Source organism: Methylorubrum salsuginis, assembly GCF_900114375.1.
In the GTDB taxonomy this organism is placed as follows: Bacteria; Pseudomonadota; Alphaproteobacteria; order Rhizobiales; family Beijerinckiaceae; genus Methylobacterium; species Methylobacterium salsuginis.
In genome coordinates this window covers 518,259-531,906 of sequence record NZ_FOSV01000001.1, presented here as the reverse complement: position 1 = coordinate 531,906, position 13,648 = coordinate 518,259, and the positions used below count along the sequence as shown (strand labels likewise).

Genomic DNA, 13,648 nt, shown 5'->3' with positions numbered 1-13,648 from the left:
AACGCTCCCGCGCCACATCTCCCCGGCGAACCCGCCGCGAGGATGCCCATTGTCCGATCCGCTGATCCTGACTCTGCAGATGGAGGACGCGACCTTCGCCGCGTTCGACGGCCTGCGGCGGCGCCACTTTCCGGAAACGCTGAACCACATCCCGGCCCACGCGACGCTGTTCCACCACCTGCCCGGCGAAGACCCCGACGCGGTGGTCGAGACGGTGACCGCCCTGGCCCGCGCGGAACAGGCGCCCGAGATCGCGGTCACAGGCGTGCGCTTCACCGGCCGCGGCGTCGCCTACGCCCTCGAATCCGAGCCGCTGACGGCCTTCCGCGCCCGCATCGCGGCGGCGTTCCGGGACCGGCTGACGGCCCAGGACCGGCAAGGCTGGCGCCCGCACGTGACGGTGCAGAACAAGGTCAAGCCGGAGACGGCCCGCGCCCTTCACGCCAGCCTCGCGCAGGGCTTTTCGCCTTCGCGGTTCCGCGCGCCGGGCATCCTGCTCTGGCGTTATCTCGGTGGACCCTGGGAGCGGCTCGCCGCGATCCCCTTCGGAGGCGCGGCATGAATCGATCTCCCTCGCGCCTGCCCGATTTCGCCCGCAGCGGTGGCAGCGCCCTGTGGCGCGGCTCCACCGCCTTCTGGCTGCGGCTCCACCTCAACGAGGTCGGGCCGCTGGTCTCGCTGCTCGCGGTGAGCACGCTGGGCTACGCCTTCTTCGCCCTGGCCTACGAGGTCGGCGAGGGTTCGACCGCCGCGCTCGACCGCAAGATCCTTCTCTCGCTCCGCAACCCCGCCGACCTGTCCGACCCGATCGGTCCGGCCTGGCTCGAAGAGGCGATGCGCGACATCACCGGCTGGGGCAGCGTGGTGACGATCGTGTTCCTCACGGCCGCCGCGGTGATCTATCTGGCCCTCTCCGGCCGCAAGCGGATCGCGGTGTTCGTGCTGGCCGCCATCGGGGGCGGCGAGGCGGTCTCGACCGTCCTCAAGCTGTTCTACCACCGGCCCCGGCCCGATCTGGTGCCGCACGGCATGGAGGTGTTCACGGCGAGCTTCCCGTCCGGCCACGCGATGATGTCGGCCATCGCCTACCTGACGCTGGCCACGCTGCTGGCCCGCGTCGAGCGGCGGGTCTACGTCAAGGGGCTGCTGCTGGCGCTCGGCATCGTCATGACGATCTGCGTGGGCATCAGCCGGGTCTATCTCGGGGTGCATTGGCCGAGCGACGTGGTCGCGGGCTGGTGCGTCGGCGCGGCCTGGGCGGCTCTGTGCTGGTTCGTGGCGCTCCAGCTCCAGCGGCGCGGCGAGGTCGAGGACCCCGATCCCACCCCCGCGACGACGGGGGACGGGGCGAAGAAGGGAACCGTCCCGCCCGCGTGAGGCGTTCCGGCCTCGTCCCTTCGAAGGCGAGGCCCATGAGCGACGACCTGCGCAAGACCCCGCGACTGTCCCGGCGCATCCTGCTGGCGGCGGGGAGCGCCGGCCTGACCGGCGCGGCCCTGAGCCTCGCGACGCGGGCCGCCGCACAAGGCTCAGGGCCGCCCGGCCCCTCGGTGCCGGCCGATACCGGGGCGGTGCAGGGCGAGCGCATCGTGTTTCCGAACTGGCGCGATGCCGGCGACGCCCCGCCCCCGCCGCCGCCCGCGCCGATGCCGCCGGGGGAGCGCGTCGGCTTCGCCATCGTCGGCCTGGGGCGCCTCAGCCTGGAGGAAATCCTGCCGGCCTTCGGTGAGGCGAAGAAAGCGCGCCCCGTGGCGCTGATGTCGGGCTCGCCGGAAAAAGCGAAGCTGACCGCGCGCCAGTACGGCATCCCCGAGGACGCGGTCTATGCCTACGACCAGTGGGACCGGTTGAAGGCCAATCCGGCGGTCAAGGCGGTCTACATCGTGACGCCGAACGGGCTGCACCGCGACCACGTGCTGGCGGCGGCGGGCGCGGGCAAGCACGTGCTGTGCGAGAAGCCGATGGCCAACACCTCGGGCGAGGCGCGGGCCATGATCGACGCCTGCCGGCAGGCGAACGTCAAGCTGATGATCGCCTATCGCTGCCAGTACGAGCCGTTCAACCGCGAGGTGGTGCGGCTCGTCCGCTCGGGCGAGTTCGGCCGGGTGAAGATGATCAAGGCGTTCAACGGCCAGACCACCGGCCTGCCCGAGCAATGGCGCCTGCGCCGGGCGCTCGCGGGCGGCGGCGCCTTGCCGGATATCGGGCTCTACTGCCTCAACGGGGTGCGGGCGCTCATCGGCGAGGAGCCGGTCTCGGTCCAGGCGCAGATCGCGAGCCCGGAGAACGATCCGCGCTTCAAGGAGGTGGAGGAGAGCGTCGCCTTCACCCTGCGCTTTCCCTCGGGCGTGATCGCCCAATGCGGCACCAGTTACGGCGTCCACGAGAGCCGCGAGTTGCGGGTGCATACCGCCAACGGCAGCCTCCAACTGCACAACGCCTTCGCCTATCGCGGCCAGCGCCTCGTCATCGCGCATCGCGAGGGTGCCCATGTGCAGCGCGACGAGCCGGTGCTCACGCCCAAGAACCAGTTCGCCCTCGAACTCGACCACATGGCCGAGTGCATCCTGAAGGATCGCGCGCCCCGCACGCCCGGCGCGGAGGGATTGCAGGACATGATCCTGATGGAGGCGATCTACGAGGCGGCCCGCACCGGCGCGACCGTGAAGGTCGGCCCACTGGCCGGGACGAAGGAGGGCTTGGACGCCACCCGCGGGCCGGCTCTTGAGGAGAAGAAGTAGGCTACTCCCCCCAGCGCACGAACAGCGCGATGGCGACGATCGCGAGGATGGCCAGCAGCCAAGCCTCGCCGACCGTCAGCGCATAGGCGACGAGGCCGAAGAAACCGAGGGTGATGCCGACCATGGTCGCGACGGCGACGGGATTCATGCAACGCGACTCATGAGGCTCGCTTCGCTGCTGGTCTTCTTCCGCCGACCATGGCCGGTCCGGCGGGGGTTGCGCCATAACCTAGGGCGTGCTGCTTTTTCACAGAAACAGCAGCACGCCCTATCTCCTTGTGTTCGCACGATGTTTTCGGAAACCCGGATTCCACTTTTCCGCATCGTGCTCCAGGGCGAGGGCGTCCGCCATCGCGGCGTCGTCCCGCACACGTTGCCGCGCGCGGCATGAAGACCCCGTTCAGGCGCCGCGCAGGACCCCGGCGACACGCGCGAGCGGCGGCAGGCCCTTGAGCGGGCCGATGGCGGCCAGCGTCGGGGCACCCGCGAGCAGGGTGCGGGCGGCGGCACGTGTGTCCTCGACGGTGACGGCATCGACCTTGGCGATCAGCTCCTGCGGCGGGATCACCCGGCCCCAGGCCAGCAGCTGGCGAGCGTTGCGCTCGATGCGCCCGCCGGGCGTCTCCAGCGCGGAGAGCAGCGAGACCTTGAGCTGCGCCTTGGCGCGGGCGAGTTCGGCCTCGTCGAGCTGTTCGGCGGCCTCGCGGGTGGTCGCGAGGGTGACGTCCAGGAGTTCGGGCAGGTCGGCGCCCGAGGTTCCGGCGCCGATGCCGAACAGGCCGCAATCGGCGAAGGGCCAGTGGAAGGCCTGGATCTCGTAGGCCAGCCCCCGGGTCTCGCGCACCTCGTGCCAGAGCCGCGAGGTCAGGCCGCCGCCGAGGATCTGCGAGAACAGGTGGAGCGCATAGTAGCCGTCGTCGCGGAACGACAGGCCGGGCAGGCCGAGCACGAGGTTGGCCTGCTCCAGACGCTTCTGCATGCGCCGCTCGCCGCCGCCGTAGACGCCCTCGACCACGGGCGGGGCCTCGACGGGCTTCAGGCCGCCGAAATGCCGCTGGGCGGCTTCCACGATTTCGGCATGCTCCACGGCGCCGGCCGCGGCCAGCACCATGCGGCCGGGCACGTATTCGCGGGCGATGTAGGCCTCGATGGCCGCGCGGTCGAAGCTATTGATGGTCTCGGGGCGCCCCAGGATCGGGCGGCCGATGGGCTGGCCGGGAAAGGCCGTCTCGATGAAGGCGTCGTAGACCACGTCGTCGGGGGTGTCCTCGACGGCGGCATACTCTTGTAGGATCACGCCCTTCTCGCGGGCGAGTTCGCCGGCATCGAACACCGAGTTGGTGAGGATGTCGCCGAGCACGTCCAGCGCCACGCGGGTATCCTCGCCGAGCACGCGGGCGGTGTAGCTGGTGGATTCGGTGCTGGTGGCGGCGTTGATCTCGCCGCCGACATTCTCGATCTCCTCGGCGATGGCGCGGGCCGAGCGCGTCACTGTTCCCTTGAACGCCATGTGCTCGATGAGGTGGCTGAGTCCGTGCTCGTCCGCCCGCTCGTGGCGCGAGCCGGCCCCGACCCAGACCCCGAGCGTCGCGGTGGCGACGCCGGGAATCGTCTCGCTCGCCACCGTGAACCCGTTGTCGAGCCGGGTGACGGTGAGGCCGGGGGAGGCGCCGAAGGTCGAGAAATGCTGGTTCATGGAACCTCAACCCCGCGTGATGCGGGCGTGCTCGGTGATGTAGCGCTCGATGGCCGATTGGTCGTTGGCGAGGCGCGCCACCGTCTCGGGCCGGGTCATCAGGTCGGCCAGATGCGGCGGCAGGGCCGGGCGCCCGGCCCCGGTCGCCTGCGAGACGGCATCGGGGAATTTGGCCGGATGCGCGGTGGCGAGCGCGACGACGGGGGTCGTGGCGTCCTTCTCCAGCAGGCGCCGGGCGGCGCGCACGCCGATGGCGCTGTGGGGATCGAGCACCATGCCGGTGCGGCGGAAGGTGCCGGCGATCTCGTCGGCGACTTCCGTCTCGGGCACGGCGGTGGCGTCGAACTCAGACCGGACGGTGGCCAGCACTTCGGGGCTGAGCGAGAAGCCGCCGGACTGCTTGAGGCCGTCCATCAGGCGCCCGAGCGAGGAGGCGTCGCGCCCGAGCGCCTCGAACAGCAGCCGCTCGAAGTTCGAGGAAATCTGGATGTCCATGGACGGCGAGGTCGTCGGCTGCACGCCGCGCGGCTCGTACGACCCGTGCTCCAGGGTGCGGGCCAGGATGTCGTTGGCGTTGGTGCCAATCATCAGCCGCTCGATCGGCAGGCCCATCTTCTTGGCGACCCAGCCGGCGAGGATGTCGCCGAAATTGCCGGTCGGCACCGCGAACGACACCGGGCGGTGCGGCGCGCCGAGCGCCACCGCGGCGGTGAAGTAGTAGACGGTCTGCGCCGCCACGCGGGCCCAGTTGATCGAGTTGACGCCCGACAGCTTCACGGCATCGGCGAAGTCGGCGTGCTGGAACATCGCCTTCACGAGGTTCTGGCAATCGTCGAAATTGCCGTCGACGGCGAGCGCGTGGACGTTCGGCGCGTTGACCGTCGTCATCTGCTTGCGCTGCACCTCCGACACGCGCCCGTGCGGGAAGAGGATGAACACGTCGACCTGATCGAGGCCCTTGAACGCCTCGACCGCCGCCGAGCCGGTATCGCCCGAGGTCGCGCCGACGATGGTGGCGCGCGCGCCCTTCTGGCGCAGCACGTGGTCCATCAGCCGCCCGAGGAGCTGCATCGCCACGTCCTTGAAGGCGAGCGTCGGGCCGTGGAAGAGTTCGAGCAGGAACAGGTTGTCGTCGAGCTGCGCCAGCGGGCAGATCGCCGGATGGCGGAAGCCCGAATAGGCCAGCTCGATCATCTCATCGAGTTCGCGGTCGGGAATCTCGCCGTCGATCAGCGGGCGCAGGACGCGCTTGGCGACCTCGGCGTAGCGCATTCCGGCAAAGCCCGCGATCTCCTCGCGGGACATCTGCGGCCAGCTCTGCGGCACGTAGAGGCCGCCGTCGCGGGCAAGCCCGGCGAGCAGGGCATCGGAAAAGCTCAAGGGCGCGGCGGCGCCGCGGGTCGAGACGTGCAGCAAGGGGGCCTCCGGGAAGGCGGCCCCTTTACACCCTTCGGGCGGCCGTGTCGAAGCGGAGGGGGGATGTGTTTTTTCGGACTCGGCCGCCTGGCGGGTCGCCGCGGGCTCAGCCGGTTCCCCCCTCTCCCCGCACGCGGGGAGAGGCCTTCATGGACCTTGTCGACTATGAAGGAAGCGAAGCGGCGGTGAGGGGGCGGCTCAGGACGAGGCTCCTTCGGACAAGCCCCCTCACACCTCGGCTGCCGCCTCGCTTCGGCGACGACAAGGTCGCCGAAGCCCTCTCCCCGCCCGCGGGGAGAGGGGGTGCACTCACCCCCGCCGCCCCTTCCGCCGCGCCGCCCGCCGCAGAATCCGCGACAGGTCCTCCACCGAATACGGCTTGTGCAGCAGCGGGAAACCGTGGTGGCCGTCCTCGGCCAGCACGTGGCTGTAGCCCGAGGAGAGCACCACCGGCATCTCCGGACGCTTCGCCTGGATCGCGCGGGCGAGATCGACGCCGTTCATGCCCGGCATCACCACGTCGGTGAAGACGACGTCGAAGCGCTCGGGCGTGCGCTCCAGTTCGGCCAGCGCCTGATCCGCGTCCATGGCCCAGACGGTGCCGTAGCCGAGTTCGGCCAGGGCTTGGGTCGCGAAGGCGCCGACCTCGCGGTTATCCTCGACCACGAGGACGCAGGTGCCGTGGCCGGGCGCCAGCGGCTCGGGCTCGTCCGCCGGCTCGGTGGGCGTCGGGGCGAGGGCGGCGCGGGGCAGGAACAGGGTGAAGGTGGTGCCCTGCCCCAAATCGCTTTCGACGGCGATGTCGCCGCCGGACTGCTTGGCGAAGCCGAACACCTGGGAGAGGCCGAGGCCGGTCCCCTGGCCGACCCCCTTGGTGGTGAAGAACGGCTCGAAGATGCGGTTGAGGTCGGCGGGCGCGATGCCGGAGCCGGTGTCGCCGATCGACACCGCCACGAAGTCGCCGACCACCTCCGGGTGGGTGCGGAGCGCCGGGATGCGGTCGGCATGGCCGACGCGGATCGTCAGCGTGCCCTCGCCGTCCATGGCGTCGCGGGCGTTGACCACCATGTTGACGAGCGCGGTGTCGAACTGGCTCGGATCGGCCTCGACGAGGCAGGCATAGGGCGCGCCGGCCTTGTCGAAGCAGGGATCGATCTGGGTCGTGACCTTGATGCGCGCGCCGGTCAGCGTGCCGACCATGTCGGCCACCGCCGCGACGCCGCGGCCGGCATCGAACACCTCGGGCTTGAGGGCCTGACGCCGGGCGAAGGCCAGCAGCTGTCCCGTGAGCTTGGCGGCGCGCCCCACCGTGTCGGAGATCGCCTCGACGTAGCGGCGGCGGCGCTCCTCGGGCAGGTCGGGGCGCTTCAAGAGGTCGGTCGAGGATTTGATGACGGTGAGCAGGTTGTTGAAGTCGTGGGCGACGCCGCCGGTGAGCTGGCCCACCGCCTCCATCTTCTGCGACTGGCGCAGGGCCTCCTCGATCCGCTCGCGCTCGGCCACCTCGGCCCGCAGGCGCGCATTGGCCTCGGCGAGTTCGCGCAGGCGCACCCGCTCGTCGGTGAGATCGGTGAGCACGCCGCAGAGCAGCGCGCTGTCGCCGCCGCTCTCGAGCCGGCTGAGGGAGAGATAACCGGGGCGCTCGGCCCCGTGGCCGTCGCGCAGGCACAGCTCGCCGCGGGCGGGGCCTCGGACCGCCTCCCGGCGGAGCGCGGAGAGCGCCGCGACCTCGCCCTCGGCGACGAAGCCGGCGAGCGGCTGGCCGGTCAGGCGCTCCTGCGGCACGCCGAGCATCTCGGCCAAGCGCCGGTTGCCGTAGAGCACCGTGCCGTCCGGCCCGAGGGTGAAGGCGCCCTCCTGGATCTGCTCGATCAGCGCGCGGTAGGGGCGGTCGGCGTTTTCCAGCGTGTAGACCAGCCGCTCGCCGGAGGCTCCCTCGACCACGACGGCGTCGAAATCGCCCCGGCGGATCGCGGCCAGCGTGTCCTCGGCCTCCTCCAGCCGGTCTTCCAACTCGCGGATGCGTGCGTAAGGGTCGGGCTCAGACGCCATCGGCGCCTCCGATCCCCGTATCCTGCTGCTGTTGCTGGCGGGCGGCCTGGAACGGGCTCGCCTCGGCGGGGTCGAGGCCGAGGGTGACGAGCACCCGGTGCGCGTCGGTGAGGTCGCCCGCCACGCGCCGGGCGGGCAGGGGGCTCAGGCGCAGCAGGGTCGGCGCCGCGACGACGCCGTCCTGCGCCGCCAGCCCCGGCTGCTGGTAGAGATCGACGATCTCCAAGTCGCACTCCCACCCGCAGGCGCCGGCGAGGCGGCCTTCGCACAGGCGACGGACGCTCTCGATGGTGCGGGTCGAGCGCGGGGAGGGACCGGCGACGTAGAGGCGCAGGCGGAGGCGGCCGGGCACGCTCATGGCTGCTTCACCGTCGGCGAGCCCGCTTCGGCGGGGCTTGCCGCCCGGGCATCGAGGTCGGGCCGGATGTCGAGGCCGACCAGCACCTTCTCGGTGTTGGAGAGATCGCCGATGATGCGCTTCAGCGGCGCGGGCAGGCGGCGCACCAGGGTCGGGATCGCCAGGATCTGGTCGCCCGCGGCGAGCTGCGGGTTCTGCATCAGATCGACCACCTCGATCTCGTAGCGGCCGGCGAGGTGCTCCTCGCAGAAGCGCTTGAGATTGGTCATGGCGGCGAGCGACTTCGCCGTCTGCCCGGCCACGTAGAGGCGCAGGCGGTAGCGGCCGTCCTCGGGCAAGTCGGACTGGGGGATTTCGGATTGGGGGATTTCGGATTCGGTCTCGCTCATCCTCAGCCTCCCCGGCGGACGGCGCGCGCGTCGCGCTCGCTCTCTAAGGCCGCCTCGCGCCGCTCGTCCTCGTCGAGCAGGATCGCCTCTTCCCCGGCCAAAGCGTCGAGGTCGGCGCGCAGTTCATCGATCTGCCGCTCCAGGGAGCGGCGGCGGCGCTCGGCCTCGCGCTGGCGGCGGCGGTTTTCCTGCGCGCGCCGCAGCGCTGCGGCGGCTTCCTCCGCCTCCTGCACCGCCCGCGCCGTCCCGGTCAGCACCCCGGCGGGGCCGATATAGGCATCGACCAGTTGCAGGCCCTCACGCGACATCGCGAATTCGCGCACTTGGTTCGAGTGGCTCATGCCCCGCGCCTTGATCAGGTACAGGGTGCGGGAGCGCTCGCCGTTGGCCTCGACGTTGAGGAGCTTGATCCAGGCATCCATCAGCGAGGAGACGCCGATATCGCCGTCGCGGCCGAGGCTGCCGTCCTCGCGCAGGCTGGTGAACACGGCGGTGATGCCGCGGCTCTTGAGCAGGTCGGCCATGCGCAGCACCGTCGCCTGCAACTCGGCATCGGGGCCGCGCAGGGCCGAGAGCGGATCGACCACCACGAGGTCGGGGCGGAACCGGTCGATGTCGCGCTGCATCCGGGCCAGATGCATCTCCAGCCCGTAGAGGCTCGGGCGCGCCGCCTCGTAGCGCAGCAGGCCCGATTCGACGTGGCGGCCGAGGTCGAGGCCGACGGAGCGGGCGTTGCGCACGATCTGCGCGCCGCTCTCCTCGAACACGAAAGCGAGGCAGCGCTCGCCCCGGGCGCAGGCCGCATCGACGAGGCTGGCGCAGACCATGGTCTTGCCGGTGCCGGCCTCACCCGAGATCAGGATGCCCGAGCCGCGATAGAAGCCGCCCGCGCCGAGCATGGCGTCGAGGCCAGCGATCCCGGTGGCGAGCACGCCGTCGGAGACCGGATAATCGAGTTCGGCCGAGGTGACGGGCAGGACGCTGATGCCCTCGGCATCGATCAGGAACGGGTACTCGTTGGTGCCGTGCGCCGAGCCGCGGTACTTCACCACCCGCAGGCGGCGCGTGGTGATCTGGTCCTCGACCCGGTTGTCGAGCAGCACCACGCAGTCGGAGACGTATTCCTCCAGCCCCTGGCGGGTGAGCTGGCCGGCGCCGCGCTCGCCGGTGATGATGGCGGTCAGCCCCCGCTCCTTGATCCAGCCGAACAGACGCCGGAGTTCCGCCCGCAGCACCGCCTCGTCGGAGAAGCCGGAGAACAGGGTCTCGATCGTATCGAGGACGATGCGCTTGGCGCCGATCGCATCGACGGCGAAGCCGAGGCGGATGAACAGCCCTTCGAGGTCGTAGTCGCCGGTCTCCTCGATCTCGGAGCGCTCGACCCGGACGTGGTCGACGGCGATCTTCCCCTGGGCGATCAGGCCGCCGAGGTCGTAGCCCAGCGAGGCGACGTTGGCGACGAGGTCCTCGGCCCGCTCCTCGAAGCTCATGAACACGCCGGGCTCGCCGTAGCGGGTCGCGCCGTTCACGAGGAAGGTGGTGGCGAACAGCGTCTTGCCGCAGCCCGCCGCGCCGCAGACCAGGGACGGACGGCCTGCGGGCAGGCCGCCGAAGGTGACGGCGTCGAAGCCCTCGATGCCGGTGGCGGCCTTCGGCAGGGCCGGGGCGGAATCGGGCAGGGTCGGACCGGACTCGGCCGCAGGCTCGTTCATCGCAGGGCCTCGGCCAGGGTGCAGTCGTGGCGCCGTGGAAAGGTCGAACCCTCTGCCGCGGCCGGATTTTCGACAGACTTCGGAACCGCGGCTCGTACTTCAGCCGCGGTTCGATTGGCAAGGCGGGACACTCGGTACGGTTCCGAACCTTACGACGATCAGCGCAGCCCTACAGGCTGATCGCGGGGCCGTGCTCGTCGCCGTCCTCCGCCACCGGGCCGGGCTCGCCCTGCCGGGGCAGGCTCTGCCGGGGCGGCTGGCCCGGATGGGCCTCGTAGACGTCGAGGGTCAGCGTCGCCTCAGCCGTGGCTCTCATGCGGCTCGCCCTCGGAGGGGCGGCAGAGATAGGCGGGCTTGGTGCGCAGGTAGCCCTTGAGGCGCAGATATTCGGCGACGATCTCGCAGATCGCCTTGTCGCGGGGCAGGCGCTCGACCGCGCAATGCTCGTCGAGGGCCGCCACGACCTCCGGCGGGAAGGTGAGGATGCCGGCGAGTTTCGGCGCGTCGTCCGTACCGGTGTCGTCCAAGGCCCGCTCCCTCGTGCCTATACCCCCGCCCCAGCGGGCGGCAGGCCCTGTTCCGGGGTCGGCACCACGCCGAGCGCCCCGTCGCCGGATTCCGTCGCGCCGAGGCGCCGCAGCAGCGCCTCGTAGGTCCGGATCGCCGGCGAGTGCGTCTGCACCTCGCTCGTATCGGCGAGCAACCGGCGGACGTCCCCGACGAACAGCCGCTTGGCCTCTGCCCCACCCTCCGACGCCTCGAACAGACGGCCGATCGCCACCTCCATCAGCCCGGCCAGGAGGCCGAGCCGCGCGATCTCGTCGGATGTCCGGTCGTCGGGCTCGGACATCGGCGTCAGCTCGGCTGTTCCTCGACCTGCTCCAGATCCTCCTCCGGCAGCGGTTCGGCGGGGGATTGCGTGGGGGTCTGGGATTGCTGGTCGCGATCCGTCTCGTGCTCGTCGCCGGGTTTGGGGCTGTCGGATCGCGTCACCGGATTCTCCTTCCAATCTGTCGGGATCAAGCCGGCATCCGCCACGGCGGTTCCTTGCCTCAAGATCACGGCAAGGAGCACGGCAAGAATCAAGGCAAGAATCAAGGATCGAGCGCGAGCGCCGCGGTGCGGGCGACGAGGGCAGGGGGCGCCGTGGCGCGCCACGCCGCCAACAGTCCGGCGCGCAGGAACGCTTCCTCGACGGCATAGAGATCGAGGCTGGTCCAGCCGCGCTCGCCCCAGGAACCGGGGACGGGGGCGCAGGCGTCGGGCTCGGCCTCGATCGCCGCGGCCTGTCCGTCCGGAGTGAGGCGCAGGACGACGCGCTCCTCCTCGGTCCAGAGCGTCGCGAAGACGCGCCCGCCGACCCGGAAATCGGGATGGCCCCGATGCGCGCCCTCGACGACCTCGGGCAGCATCAGGGCGAGCGCCCGCACGTCTTCCGGCAGGCAGGACACGGGCTCACTCCGCCCGGGCGGCCGGGGCCTGCCACGCGACGCCCGCATGCTCGCGCACGTCGCCGGAGCGGGTGCCGGTGTCGGCATCGCTGACCCACTCGCCGGGCTCGGCGACCTCCAGAACCTCGTCCTCGGGATAGGCGGTCTCGACGAACAGCCGGGCCTCGCCCTCGGCCGCCGCCCGCACCGTGATCAGGGGACGCTCGCCCCCCGCCCCGCGCACCTTCGCGATGAACAGCTTCGACATGACGGCTCCTGCCTGTTGTCTCGGTCTCGCGCCGTCAACGCGCGGGCCGGGCCGATGGTGCGGCCCGCGCGGCGGCCCCCCTCGAAAAGCCGGCTATGCTTGCCGTGCGGCGGGCCCATGCCGCGGGCACGGATCGCCTTCGCGGCACGATCCGCTAAGGGACGGTCTCCGCATCGCCGACAACCGAATCGCTTCCATGCCCCAAGGTGCCGTCACCTTCCTGGGCCGCGGCCTCGCCTATGTGCGCGGCCAGCGGATCGTGCTGACGATCTGTCCGGTCTGCTCCCAGCGCAACGATCCGAAGGCGGCCGAGCGGGGGCGCTGCCTGTGGTGCGCCTACGTCCCCACCCCCGCCGACGTGCGGGCCGCGGCCGGCGACGACAAGGCCGCCTGAACCGCGACGGGGCCGGCCGGGGAAGGGGGTTATCGCCCTCCCTCGGAGCCCGGCTCAGAGGCCGGCGGTCCGGCGCCCCGCCGGCCAATCGAACACGCCCGCCCACAGGCCGCGGCGACGACCCCAGGCGCGCTCGTCCTGCGCCGCGTAGTCGGTCGAGACGCTGCGGTCGGCCACCGCGTAGCCGCTCTCGACCATCCAGGCCGCGAGGTCGTCCGCGCCGAGGCGGCAGCGGGCGCTCGTCGTCTCTGCGTCCTTCACCGGCTCGCAGCCGATGCTTCCGTCGCCGATCCGGGCCGCGAGCGCCTGGGCCGCGACGCGCCCACAGGCATAGCCGTGCTCCTGCGCATCGAAGCAGGTCTGATCGAGGGCAGGGGCCGCGATGCCGTGAAGGCGCACCCGCCGTCCGCCGATCGCGAGCGTGCCGCCGTCGATCACCGTGGCCGGACCTTCGAGGGGAGCGGCCGGCGCGAAGCCGGGAGCCGGGAGGGCCAGGGCGGCGATCCGGGTCGCCTCGCCGGCCTGGGCGGGCCGGACCGGGACGCCGATCACGAAGGCGGCGAGCGGGAGGGCCAGCACCACCGGCGCGCGCCAGGGGCGGCGGGGCTCGGGCCGGGGAGCCGACGGCTTGGCGGCCGGGCTGGCGGCCGGGCTGGCGATGGCGCCGACGAGGCAGGCGGCGTAGATCAGCATGAGGGTGGCGGTCAGGGACATCGGATGGCTCTTTCGCGAGTGGGGTTGCGGGCGGCTCGGCCGGGGCCGGCGCTCCGTCGGTGCCGCCTTCTCGCAGGCGGGCCCCCGCGCCGGCCTGACGCCGCCCGTCAGCCTCGCGTCAGCGGGGTCGCGGCAGAGTCCGCCGGTCCCGGATTCCCAGCGATGCCGCGCCCGTTCCGCTTCCTCCTGATCGCCCTCATGCTCGCCGCCGTGCCCGCGCAGGCCGACAGCGACGGCGAGCGTGCCCGCGCCGCCTTGGAGCGCGGCGAGATCCGCCCCCTCGACGCGGTGCTCGCCGCCGCCAAGACCGCGGTGCCGGGGGACGTGGTCGCGGTCGATCTCAAGCACGACGACGGGCGCTGGCTCTACAAGCTGCGCATCCTCGGGGCCGACGGTCGCCGCCGCGACGTGAAGATCGACGCCCGCTCCCTCAAGGTCATCGACGATGACGACGACGATTGAGCCGGACGCGATGCGG

19 protein-coding genes are annotated in these 13,648 nt (G+C 71.7%); 5 read left to right on the top strand and 14 right to left on the bottom strand.

Annotated elements, in window-relative coordinates; all coding sequences use genetic code 11:
* The first annotated feature begins 79 nt into the window (after positions 1 to 79).
* The 3 genes from BM140_RS02420 to BM140_RS02410 are packed head-to-tail and all read left to right on the top strand — an operon-like array spanning position 80 to position 2,741.
* The gene (locus BM140_RS02420) at positions 80 to 562 is read left to right on the top strand and encodes a 2'-5' RNA ligase family protein (RefSeq protein ID WP_091941755.1); all 483 of its coding nucleotides are present in this window, start codon (positions 80 to 82) and stop codon (positions 560 to 562) included.
* Positions 559 to 1,377, top strand: a complete 819-nt coding sequence (locus tag BM140_RS02415; RefSeq protein WP_091941552.1) for a phosphatase PAP2 family protein — start codon at positions 559 to 561, stop codon at positions 1,375 to 1,377. The genes BM140_RS02420 and BM140_RS02415 overlap by 4 nt, the downstream gene beginning before the upstream one ends.
* A gap of 35 nt (positions 1,378 to 1,412) precedes the next feature.
* Positions 1,413 to 2,741 carry a Gfo/Idh/MocA family protein gene (locus BM140_RS02410; protein WP_091941550.1) on the top strand — a complete coding sequence of 443 codons (1,329 nt, stop codon included), beginning with the start codon at positions 1,413 to 1,415 and terminating at the stop codon, positions 2,739 to 2,741.
* A 1-nt stretch (position 2,742) separates the two neighbouring features.
* Here BM140_RS02410 and BM140_RS25705 read toward each other — a convergent pair whose 3' ends face one another.
* The 13 genes from BM140_RS25705 to BM140_RS02350 form a co-directional block, all read right to left on the bottom strand.
* Entirely contained in the window at positions 2,743 to 2,889 is a 147-nt protein-coding gene (locus BM140_RS25705; protein ID WP_165616376.1) for a hypothetical protein, read from the bottom strand.
* 252 nt (positions 2,890 to 3,141) lie between these two features.
* The gene (locus BM140_RS02405) at positions 3,142 to 4,437 is read right to left on the bottom strand and encodes a M16 family metallopeptidase (protein ID WP_091941548.1); all 1,296 of its coding nucleotides are present in this window, start codon (positions 4,435 to 4,437) and stop codon (positions 3,142 to 3,144) included.
* Positions 4,438 to 4,443: 6 nt separating this feature from the next.
* The gene (gene thrC / locus BM140_RS02400; protein ID WP_091941546.1) at positions 4,444 to 5,853 is read right to left on the bottom strand and encodes a threonine synthase; all 1,410 of its coding nucleotides are present in this window, start codon (positions 5,851 to 5,853) and stop codon (positions 4,444 to 4,446) included.
* Between the two features lie 309 nt (positions 5,854 to 6,162).
* Complete coding sequence (locus BM140_RS02390) at positions 6,163 to 7,905, bottom strand: PAS domain-containing sensor histidine kinase (protein ID WP_091941544.1); 1,743 nt, start codon at positions 7,903 to 7,905, stop codon at positions 6,163 to 6,165.
* Positions 7,895 to 8,263 carry a circadian clock KaiB family protein gene (locus BM140_RS02385; protein ID WP_091941542.1) on the bottom strand — a complete coding sequence of 123 codons (369 nt, stop codon included), beginning with the start codon at positions 8,261 to 8,263 and terminating at the stop codon, positions 7,895 to 7,897. Before BM140_RS02385 ends, BM140_RS02390 begins: the two co-directional genes overlap by 11 nt.
* A complete protein-coding gene (locus BM140_RS02380) occupies positions 8,260 to 8,652 on the bottom strand; it encodes a circadian clock KaiB family protein (protein WP_091941540.1) in 393 nt (130 codons plus the stop codon). Before BM140_RS02380 ends, BM140_RS02385 begins: the two co-directional genes overlap by 4 nt.
* A gap of 2 nt (positions 8,653 to 8,654) precedes the next feature.
* Positions 8,655 to 10,364, bottom strand: coding sequence for a circadian clock protein KaiC (kaiC, locus tag BM140_RS02375; protein ID WP_091941538.1), 1,710 nt, complete (start codon positions 10,362 to 10,364; stop codon positions 8,655 to 8,657).
* Between the two features lie 169 nt (positions 10,365 to 10,533).
* On the bottom strand, positions 10,534 to 10,680 hold the full coding sequence (locus tag BM140_RS25700; RefSeq protein ID WP_165616375.1) for a hypothetical protein: 147 nt from the start codon (positions 10,678 to 10,680) through the stop codon (positions 10,534 to 10,536).
* Positions 10,664 to 10,891, bottom strand: coding sequence for a hypothetical protein (locus BM140_RS02370; protein WP_091941537.1), 228 nt, complete (start codon positions 10,889 to 10,891; stop codon positions 10,664 to 10,666). Before BM140_RS02370 ends, BM140_RS25700 begins: the two co-directional genes overlap by 17 nt.
* A gap of 17 nt (positions 10,892 to 10,908) precedes the next feature.
* On the bottom strand, positions 10,909 to 11,214 hold the full coding sequence (locus BM140_RS02365; protein ID WP_091941535.1) for a hypothetical protein: 306 nt from the start codon (positions 11,212 to 11,214) through the stop codon (positions 10,909 to 10,911).
* A gap of 5 nt (positions 11,215 to 11,219) precedes the next feature.
* Positions 11,220 to 11,357 (bottom strand): hypothetical protein, encoded by a 138-nt coding sequence (locus tag BM140_RS25695; RefSeq protein ID WP_165616374.1) that lies wholly within the window; start codon positions 11,355 to 11,357, stop codon positions 11,220 to 11,222.
* 101 nt (positions 11,358 to 11,458) lie between these two features.
* Positions 11,459 to 11,815: an MmcQ/YjbR family DNA-binding protein gene (locus BM140_RS02355; protein ID WP_091941532.1), complete on the bottom strand. Its 357-nt coding sequence runs from the start codon at positions 11,813 to 11,815 to the stop codon at positions 11,459 to 11,461.
* 4 nt (positions 11,816 to 11,819) lie between these two features.
* Positions 11,820 to 12,062: a hypothetical protein gene (locus tag BM140_RS02350; RefSeq protein ID WP_091941530.1), complete on the bottom strand. Its 243-nt coding sequence runs from the start codon at positions 12,060 to 12,062 to the stop codon at positions 11,820 to 11,822.
* Positions 12,063 to 12,258: 196 nt separating this feature from the next.
* Between BM140_RS02350 and BM140_RS02345 the strand changes: the two genes are divergently transcribed.
* Positions 12,259 to 12,456 (top strand): hypothetical protein, encoded by a 198-nt coding sequence (locus BM140_RS02345; protein ID WP_091941528.1) that lies wholly within the window; start codon positions 12,259 to 12,261, stop codon positions 12,454 to 12,456.
* Positions 12,457 to 12,510: 54 nt separating this feature from the next.
* On the opposite strand, the gene BM140_RS02340 is transcribed toward BM140_RS02345, so the two are convergent.
* Positions 12,511 to 13,170 (bottom strand): thermonuclease family protein, encoded by a 660-nt coding sequence (locus BM140_RS02340; RefSeq protein WP_091941526.1) that lies wholly within the window; start codon positions 13,168 to 13,170, stop codon positions 12,511 to 12,513.
* A gap of 162 nt (positions 13,171 to 13,332) precedes the next feature.
* Between BM140_RS02340 and BM140_RS02335 the strand changes: the two genes are divergently transcribed.
* Positions 13,333 to 13,632 carry a PepSY domain-containing protein gene (locus tag BM140_RS02335; protein WP_091941524.1) on the top strand — a complete coding sequence of 100 codons (300 nt, stop codon included), beginning with the start codon at positions 13,333 to 13,335 and terminating at the stop codon, positions 13,630 to 13,632.
* The last annotated feature ends 16 nt before the right edge of the window (positions 13,633 to 13,648 follow it).

What these genes read in the sequence shown, in the direction of transcription:
- BM140_RS02420 (WP_091941755.1), top strand. Translation starts at nt 80, where the DNA reads ATGGAGGACGCGACCTTCGCCGCGTTCGACGGCCTGCGGCGGCGCCAC.
- BM140_RS02415 (WP_091941552.1), top strand. Translation starts at nt 559, where the DNA reads ATGAATCGATCTCCCTCGCGCCTGCCCGATTTCGCCCGCAGCGGTGGC.
- BM140_RS02410 (WP_091941550.1), top strand. Translation starts at nt 1,413, where the DNA reads ATGAGCGACGACCTGCGCAAGACCCCGCGACTGTCCCGGCGCATCCTG.
- BM140_RS25705 (WP_165616376.1), bottom strand. Translation starts at nt 2,889, where the DNA reads ATGAATCCCGTCGCCGTCGCGACCATGGTCGGCATCACCCTCGGTTTC.
- BM140_RS02405 (WP_091941548.1), bottom strand. Translation starts at nt 4,437, where the DNA reads ATGAACCAGCATTTCTCGACCTTCGGCGCCTCCCCCGGCCTCACCGTC.
- BM140_RS02390 (WP_091941544.1), bottom strand. Translation starts at nt 7,905, where the DNA reads ATGGCGTCTGAGCCCGACCCTTACGCACGCATCCGCGAGTTGGAAGAC.
- BM140_RS02385 (WP_091941542.1), bottom strand. Translation starts at nt 8,263, where the DNA reads ATGAGCGTGCCCGGCCGCCTCCGCCTGCGCCTCTACGTCGCCGGTCCC.
- BM140_RS02380 (WP_091941540.1), bottom strand. Translation starts at nt 8,652, where the DNA reads ATGAGCGAGACCGAATCCGAAATCCCCCAATCCGAAATCCCCCAGTCC.
- kaiC (WP_091941538.1), bottom strand. Translation starts at nt 10,364, where the DNA reads ATGAACGAGCCTGCGGCCGAGTCCGGTCCGACCCTGCCCGATTCCGCC.
- BM140_RS25700 (WP_165616375.1), bottom strand. Translation starts at nt 10,680, where the DNA reads ATGAGAGCCACGGCTGAGGCGACGCTGACCCTCGACGTCTACGAGGCC.
- BM140_RS02365 (WP_091941535.1), bottom strand. Translation starts at nt 11,214, where the DNA reads ATGTCCGAGCCCGACGACCGGACATCCGACGAGATCGCGCGGCTCGGC.
- BM140_RS02350 (WP_091941530.1), bottom strand. Translation starts at nt 12,062, where the DNA reads ATGTCGAAGCTGTTCATCGCGAAGGTGCGCGGGGCGGGGGGCGAGCGT.
- BM140_RS02345 (WP_091941528.1), top strand. Translation starts at nt 12,259, where the DNA reads ATGCCCCAAGGTGCCGTCACCTTCCTGGGCCGCGGCCTCGCCTATGTG.
- BM140_RS02340 (WP_091941526.1), bottom strand. Translation starts at nt 13,170, where the DNA reads ATGTCCCTGACCGCCACCCTCATGCTGATCTACGCCGCCTGCCTCGTC.
- BM140_RS02335 (WP_091941524.1), top strand. Translation starts at nt 13,333, where the DNA reads ATGCCGCGCCCGTTCCGCTTCCTCCTGATCGCCCTCATGCTCGCCGCC.